This window comes from Ideonella azotifigens, assembly GCF_006519715.1.
In the GTDB taxonomy this organism is placed as follows: Bacteria; Pseudomonadota; Gammaproteobacteria; order Burkholderiales; family Burkholderiaceae_C; genus Ideonella; species Ideonella azotifigens.
This window is the reverse complement of record NZ_VIDT01000266.1, coordinates 1-6,962: the sequence shown is the minus strand read 5'-3', so window position 1 is coordinate 6,962 and position 6,962 is coordinate 1. Positions and strand designations below refer to the sequence as shown.

The window sequence follows — 6,962 nt, the reverse complement described above, 5'->3', positions numbered from 1 at the left end:
TCCACTGGCGGCAGATGGGGCAGGGTGCGGGCCAGCGACCCGTGGCAAGCCAGGACATGTGGGCCTCAATATACTGGCGCGCCCGAAAAATTCTCAGCCTCCGAGCCGGTGTCCATGTCCGCTTCTTCGTCCCGGCTCGATCCAGCCGCCCTGCGCCGCGTGATGCAGCGCCGTCTTCAGGCTGGTCAGATGCCCTGGCTGCATCAGGAAGTCGCGCGCCGCATGGCCGAGCGGCTGTCGCTGATCCTGCGCACGCCGGCCCAGGTGCTGGACTGGTCGCTGGACGCCGGCCCGCCGTCCGAGGCGCTGGTAGCAGCCAACCCCGAGGCCACGATCACCGTGGTGGACGCCACTGCCAGCGATGCCGCTGCCACGCCGCAGCGCCCCGGTTGGTGGGCGCGCTTTCGCGGGGCGTCCGCTGCATTGCCGCGCGTTGCGCCCGCGGCAGTGCCTGCCGAGAGTGCCGACCTGCTCTGGTCCAACATGCTGCTGCATCACGAGGCCGAGCCACCGCAAACGCTGCGCGCCTGGCGCCAGGCGCTGAAGCCGGATGGCTTCGTGATGTTCTCGACCGTGGGCCCTGGCTCGCTGGCGATGCTGCGCGCGGTCTATGCGGCGGCGGGCTGGCCTTTACCGCATGCGCCGTTTGTCGACATGCACGACTTGGGCGACATGATGGTCGAGGCCGGTTTTGCCGATCCGGTGATGGACCAGGAGGTCCTGACGCTGACCTATGCCGACCCGACGCGCCTGCTCGAAGAGCTGCGCGAGTGGGGCGGCAACACCGAGCCACAGCGCCTCGCCGGCCTGCGCACGCCACGCTGGCGCGAGCGCTTGCTCGCGGCATTGCGTGCGCGGGCCGGTGCTGACGGCCGCATCGCGCTGGAGCTTGAGCTTGTCTACGGTCACGCCTTCCGTGCGCCGGACCGTGGACCACAGGTGGCCGCTGAGACCAGCGTCGGCCTGGATGCGATGAAATTGATGTTGCGCAAGTCCGGTGGCCGCAAATAGGCTCGGATAGAATTTCCTGATTGATATTGATCAGTCCTGGGTGCCCGGATCTTCGTCGGTCGATCGATTGAAGACCGGTGGCCCGGTCAGTGTGGGCTGTTCGGGTTCGCGCGCGCGTCACTGTCCATACGCGGGGCGGTACTGGACCTGATGCGGCCGACCCCCGATTCGCGGTAGCCTGCTCGCCGAGCCCGGTTGCGATGGCCGCTGGGCCGGACTGCCCGATGTGCGCTGCCGGGCTGGCGGTCCGCTCGCCGCGGCTGAGGGTGTGCGAGACGACGGAGAAGATCAGGGGCACGCTGCGGCAGTCAGTGTGATCATGGGTTTGGAACGGAACTGACGACAACGATGATGATGACGACCATGCTTTGCAAGAACGTCACGCGCACAGCCCTGGCGCTGGTCGCCCCGCTGCTGGTTGGCGCGGCAATCGCGGCGCCGGTCAATGACCTACCGGGTGGCCCGGGCGTCAACCAGATGGACCTGCAGGCCCCGGTGACACGCATTGCCACCGACATCCAGAACCTGCACTACGGGCTGATGATCGTCTGTCTGGTGATCTTCGTGCTGGTCTTCGGGGTGATGTTCTATTCCATCCTGAAGCACCGCAAGTCGCTGGGCGCCAAGCCGGCGAACTTCCACGAGAGCGTTGGCGTGGAGATCGCCTGGACCATCGTGCCGTTCATCATCGTCACGGTGATGGGCTTCGCGGCCACCAAGACGGTGGTCGCCGAGAAGGACACCAGCAACGCCGACCTGACCATCAAGGCCACCGGCTACCAGTGGAAGTGGGGCTACGACTATCTCAAGGGCGAAGGCGAGGGCATCAGCTTCCTGGCCACGCTGGACACCGCGCAGCGCGAGATGTCCGACGCAGGCGCGCCGCAGGGCGACAACTACCTGCTGAAGGTCGACAACCCGGTGGTCGTGCCGGTCAACAAGAAGGTGCGTGTCATCACCACCGCCAACGACGTGATCCACGCGTGGATGGTGCCGGCCTTCGGCGTCAAGCAGGACGCCATTCCCGGCTTCGTGCGCGACACATGGTTCAAGGCCGAGAAGGTGGGCGACTACTACGGCCAGTGCGCCGAGCTGTGTGGCAAGGAACACGCCTACATGCCGATCCATGTGCGCGTTGTCTCCACCGAGGACTACAGCAAGTGGGTCGACGGCAAGAAGAAGGAGATCGCCGCCAAGGCCGACGATCCGGGCAAGGTCTGGGAACAGGCCGCGCTGATCGCCCGCGGCGAGAAGGTCTACACCGCCAACTGCGCCGTCTGCCACAAGCCAGACGGCAAGGGCGCCGGCCCGATCAAGCCGCTGGACGGCTCGCCCAAGGTGCTGGATGCCGACAAGACGGTGCAGGTCCATGTGCTGCTGAACGGCCAGAACAATGGCGCCATGCCGTCGTGGAAGCAGCTCTCCGACACCGAGATCGCCGCGGTGGTGACCTACACCAAGAACAGCTGGAGCAACAAGACCGGCCAGACGGTGCAGCCGGCCGAAGTTGTTGCGGCCCGCAAGCAGCCTTGAATCCCCGAGCGATCTGAAAAGGAAAAGTCATGAGTGCTGTTCTCGACCATCACGGGGATCACGGCCACGCGCACGACGACCATGGGCATCCCCATGGCTGGCGCCGCTGGGTCTTTGCGACCAACCACAAGGACATCGGCACGCTGTACCTGCTGTTCAGCTTCACGATGCTGATCATCGGCGGCATCCTGGCGCTGTGCATCCGGGCCGAGCTGTTCAAGCCTGGCCTTCAGTTCTTCAACCCCGAACTGTTCAACCAGTTCACCACCATGCACGGGCTGATCATGGTGTTCGGGGCCATCATGCCGGCCTTCGTCGGCTTCGCGAACTGGATGATCCCGCTGCAGATCGGCGCGGCGGACATGGCTTTCGCGCGCATGAACAACTTCAGCTTCTGGCTGCTGATCCCGGCCGCGCTGATGCTGGTTTCATCGTTCTTCATGCCCGGTGGCGCACCGGCGGCCGGCTGGACGCTTTACGCGCCGCTGACGCTGCAGATGGGCCCGTCGATGGACGCCGGCATCTTCGCGATGCACATCATGGGCGCCTCGTCCATCATGGGTTCGATCAACATCATCGTCACCATCCTGAACATGCGCGCGCCCGGCATGACGCTGATGAAGATGCCGCTGTTCGCCTGGACCTGGCTGATCACCGCCTACCTGCTGATCGCCGTGATGCCGGTGCTGGCCGGCGCGATCACGATGACGCTGACCGACCGCCACTTCGGCACCAGCTTCTTCAATCCGGCCGGCGGTGGCGACCCGATCATGTACCAGCACATCTTCTGGTTCTTCGGGCACCCGGAGGTCTACATCATGATCCTGCCGGCCTTCGGCATTGTCAGCGCCATCATCCCGGCGTTCGCGCGCAAGAAGCTGTTCGGCTATACCTCGATGGTCTACGCGACCGGCTCGATCGCCATCCTGTCCTTCATCGTCTGGGCCCACCACATGTACACCACCGGCATGCCGGTGACGGGCCAGTTGTTCTTCATGTACGCGACTATGCTGATCGCGGTGCCCACGGGCGTGAAGGTCTTCAACTGGATCGCCACGATGTGGCGTGGCTCGATGACCTTCGAGACGCCGATGCTGTTCGCAGTCGGCTTCCTGTTCGTGTTCTCGATGGGCGGCTTCACCGGCCTGATCCTGTCGATGGCGCCGATCGACCAGCAGCTGCAGGACACCTACTACGTCGTCGCCCACTTCCACTACGTGCTGGTGGCCGGCTCGCTGTACGGCATGTTCGCCGGCTATTACTACTGGTCGCCCAAGTGGACCGGCGTGATGTATTCGGAGACTCGCGGCAAGATCCACTTCTGGGGCTCGCTGATCTTCTTCAACGTGACCTTCTTCCCGATGCACTTCCTGGGTCTGGCCGGCATGCCCCGCCGCTATGCCGACTACCCGATGCAGTTCGCCGACTTCAATGCGCTGGCCTCCATCGGCGCCTTCGGCTTCGGGCTGATGCAGGTCTATTTCTTCCTGTTCGTGGTCGTGCCTGCGATGCGCGGCAAGGGCGAGCCTGCGCCGCAAAAGCCTTGGGAAGGTGCCGAGGGCCTGGAATGGGAAGTGCCGTCGCCGGCCCCGTTCCACACCTTCGAAACCCCGCCCAAGCTGGACGCCAGCGCCACGCGCATCATCGGCTGATCGCATTTCCGAGTACGCACCTCCGTGGCCCTGACCCCCGAACAACGCAAGGCCAACCTGCGGCTGGCCCTGATCCTGGCGACGATCTCGATCTCGCTGGGTGTCGGCTTTGTGCTCAAGGTCTTGCTGACCCAAGGCCACTGAGTGCAGGCCCGCTTGCTTTCCTCTGACGGTCTGCCGCTTCATCCATGAAACTGACCGCCCTGCGCCGCGACAACCTGCAGATGACGGCCAAGCTGCTGGTCGTGACGTTTTGCATGTTCGCGTTTGGCTATGCGCTGGTGCCGCTGTACAAGCACATCTGCGAAGCGCTGGGCATCAACGTGCTGTCACTGGCCGAGCCGAATGGCGGTGGCGGCGCGCGCAAGCTGCCGGCCAATACGCAGGTGGACATGAGCCGCACCGTGACGGTGGAGTTCGACGCCAATGCACGCGGGCCGTGGGAGTTCAAGCCGGCGGTCAATTCGCTGCAGGTGCACCCGGGCGAGATGGCGACCGTGATGTACCAGTTCCGCAATGTGCAGGACCGCACGATGGCCGCGCAGGCCATTCCCAGCTACGCGCCGCACCAGGCCTCGCCGTATTTCAACAAGCTCGAATGCTTCTGCTTTAACGAGTACGTGCTGGCGCCTGGTGAAGGCAGGCAGTGGCCGGTGGTGTTCTACCTGGACCCGAAGCTGCCCAAGGACGTGACCACGATCACGCTGTCCTACACCTTCTTCGAGGTCGGCGGCAAAGTGCCAGCGGCACCGGCCGGGCACACCGCGCAGGCACCGTCGCCTGTGCTGGCGGACGCCGTGCGAGCGCCGTCATGAACCCCTTTGCATCATCCTGTTCCGCGCGGGCCGGGCGCCGGGCCGCTCCCAAGCTGGCCCGCATCCCCTCGGGGGATCGGCCGACGTATTCGTTGGACGAGGGGCTGACATGACCGACAAGCCCGCTGCTGAACCTTCGCTGCTGGCGCGCAAAGGCTCGTTCCTGGGCACGCTGAAGGCGGTCGCCTGGTCCTTCTTTGGTGTGCGCCGCGGCACGGATTACGAGCGCGACCTGGGCCAGCTCAATCCGCTGCACCTGGTGGTGGCGGCGGTCATTGGCGCGGCGTTGTTCGTGCTGGCGCTGGTGCTGCTGGCGAACTGGGTGGTGGGCAGCGGCGCGGCCGCCAGCGCCTAGCAATTTCAAAGTTTCGAGAGAAGACGAGGAGACCCCGAACATGTCCGCTCACATGCCCGCTGCCGGCAGCCCAGGCACCGCGCCGTACTACTTCATCCCGGCGCCATCGCGACACCCGGTGATGGCGGCCGTTGGCCTGTTTTTCGTCATCCTCGGTGCCGGCCAGTGGGTCAACGGCCACGGCTGGGGCGCGTATTCGCTGGCGGCCGGCCTGCTGATCTGGCTGACCGTGCTGTTCCAGTGGTTCAGCCAGGCGATTGGCGAAAGCGAATCGGGCCAGTATTCGGACCGCATCGACGTTTCCTACCGCTGGAGCATGAGCTGGTTCATCTTCTCGGAGGTGATGTTCTTCGCGGCCTTCTTCGGCGCCTTGTACTGGGCTCGCGTACATGCGCTGCCGTCGCTGGGCAGCATCGAGAACCAGCTGCTGTGGCCGGACTTCAAGGCCGTGTGGCCCAGCACTGCCGCCGGCATGACCGCTTCGCCGGCAGGCACAGTGGCGCCGTTCACCACCATGGGCCCGTGGCCCATCCCGACCATCAACACCGGCATCCTGCTGACCTCCGGCGTCACGCTGACGATTGCCCACCACGCGCTGATCGCCGGCCACCGCAGCAAGACGGTTGCCTGGATGTGCGTGACCGTGCTGCTGGGCATCCTGTTCCTGGGCTTCCAGGTCTACGAGTACCACCATGCCTACACCGAGCTGAACCTCAAGCTCAGCTCCGGGATTTATGGCTCGACCTTCTTCATGCTGACCGGCTTCCACGGTTTCCACGTGTTCGTCGGCATGCTGATGCTGCTGTTCATCACCATCCGATTGAGCAAGGGCCACTTCACGCCGCAGCGCCACTTCGGCTTCGAAGGCGCCGCCTGGTACTGGCACTTCGTGGACGTGGTGTGGCTGGGCCTGTACCTGGTCGTCTACTGGATGTGAGCTCGCTCGGCGATTGACAGAAACGCCGCTCGACGCGGCGTTTTTTGTGCCGGCTTCACCGCCCCAGCGGAATGCCGCGCGGCTCGATCCAGCCCATCTGCCAGGCCAGCAGCACCAGCAGGAACAGCGTGATCGACAGCCCCACGCGCAACGCCAGGGCCCTCGCCATGCGCTTGTGTTGGGCCCCGTCGCTGCCAGGCCGGCGCAGCATGAACACACCGGCGCTGGCCAGCACCACGACAATGGCGAACAGCGCCAGCAGGATCACGATTTTCATGCCGAGCATTATTTGCGTTCGCCGGACCCGGGAATGGGCAGGGTTTGCCGCATGGCAATGACGGCCGGCCAACGTCGCGGACTGGTGTTGCTGGCTGCCTTGTTGGGCATGGCCTTGATGGCCCGCATGGGCTTGTGGCAACTGGACCGCGCCAAACAGAAGCTGGCGCTGCAGGCGGAGATTAACGAACACGGCCAGCTGCCGGCGCTGGGCAACGACAGCCTGGCACGCACCCAGTTGCAGGCCGACGAGCAGGCCTATCGCCCCATCACGCTCACAGGCCACTGGGTGCCCGGCGCCACCGTCTTCCTCGACAACCGGCAGATGCAGGGACGGCCCGGATTCTTCATGCTGACGCCGCTGCGCCTGGCCACTGGCGACG

9 protein-coding genes are annotated in these 6,962 nt (G+C 65.0%); 8 read left to right on the top strand and 1 reads right to left on the bottom strand.

Features of this window, described 5'->3' with window-relative positions; all coding sequences use genetic code 11:
* Window positions 1-114: 114 nt before the first annotated feature.
* From FKP22_RS16335 to FKP22_RS16310, 7 genes are all read left to right on the top strand, one after another.
* Complete coding sequence (locus FKP22_RS16335; RefSeq protein ID WP_141288521.1) at window positions 115-1,011, top strand: methyltransferase domain-containing protein; 897 nt, start codon at window positions 115-117, stop codon at window positions 1,009-1,011.
* A 363-nt stretch (window positions 1,012-1,374) separates the two neighbouring features.
* Window positions 1,375-2,544 carry a cytochrome c oxidase subunit II gene (coxB, locus tag FKP22_RS16330; protein ID WP_141288520.1) on the top strand — a complete coding sequence of 390 codons (1,170 nt, stop codon included), beginning with the start codon at window positions 1,375-1,377 and terminating at the stop codon, window positions 2,542-2,544.
* A 29-nt stretch (window positions 2,545-2,573) separates the two neighbouring features.
* Window positions 2,574-4,196 carry a cytochrome c oxidase subunit I gene (gene ctaD / locus FKP22_RS16325; RefSeq protein WP_141288519.1) on the top strand — a complete coding sequence of 541 codons (1,623 nt, stop codon included), beginning with the start codon at window positions 2,574-2,576 and terminating at the stop codon, window positions 4,194-4,196.
* Between the two features lie 30 nt (window positions 4,197-4,226).
* A complete protein-coding gene (locus FKP22_RS34585; protein WP_425551828.1) occupies window positions 4,227-4,340 on the top strand; it encodes a cytochrome oxidase small assembly protein in 114 nt (37 codons plus the stop codon).
* 44 nt (window positions 4,341-4,384) lie between these two features.
* The gene (locus tag FKP22_RS16320) at window positions 4,385-5,011 is read left to right on the top strand and encodes a cytochrome c oxidase assembly protein (protein WP_141288518.1); all 627 of its coding nucleotides are present in this window, start codon (window positions 4,385-4,387) and stop codon (window positions 5,009-5,011) included.
* 109 nt (window positions 5,012-5,120) lie between these two features.
* Window positions 5,121-5,366: a DUF2970 domain-containing protein gene (locus tag FKP22_RS16315; protein WP_141288517.1), complete on the top strand. Its 246-nt coding sequence runs from the start codon at window positions 5,121-5,123 to the stop codon at window positions 5,364-5,366.
* 40 nt (window positions 5,367-5,406) lie between these two features.
* Window positions 5,407-6,303 (top strand): cytochrome c oxidase subunit 3, encoded by an 897-nt coding sequence (locus FKP22_RS16310; protein ID WP_375140588.1) that lies wholly within the window; start codon window positions 5,407-5,409, stop codon window positions 6,301-6,303.
* Between the two features lie 55 nt (window positions 6,304-6,358).
* Here the strand turns inward: FKP22_RS16310 and FKP22_RS16305 are convergent, their stop codons facing one another.
* Window positions 6,359-6,580 carry a twin transmembrane helix small protein gene (locus tag FKP22_RS16305; protein ID WP_211361429.1) on the bottom strand — a complete coding sequence of 74 codons (222 nt, stop codon included), beginning with the start codon at window positions 6,578-6,580 and terminating at the stop codon, window positions 6,359-6,361.
* A 51-nt stretch (window positions 6,581-6,631) separates the two neighbouring features.
* On the opposite strand from FKP22_RS16305, the gene FKP22_RS16300 reads away from it, so the two are divergent.
* The coding region (locus FKP22_RS16300) for an SURF1 family cytochrome oxidase biogenesis protein (RefSeq protein WP_170200928.1) at window positions 6,632-6,962 on the top strand (331 nt) is incomplete at its 3' end.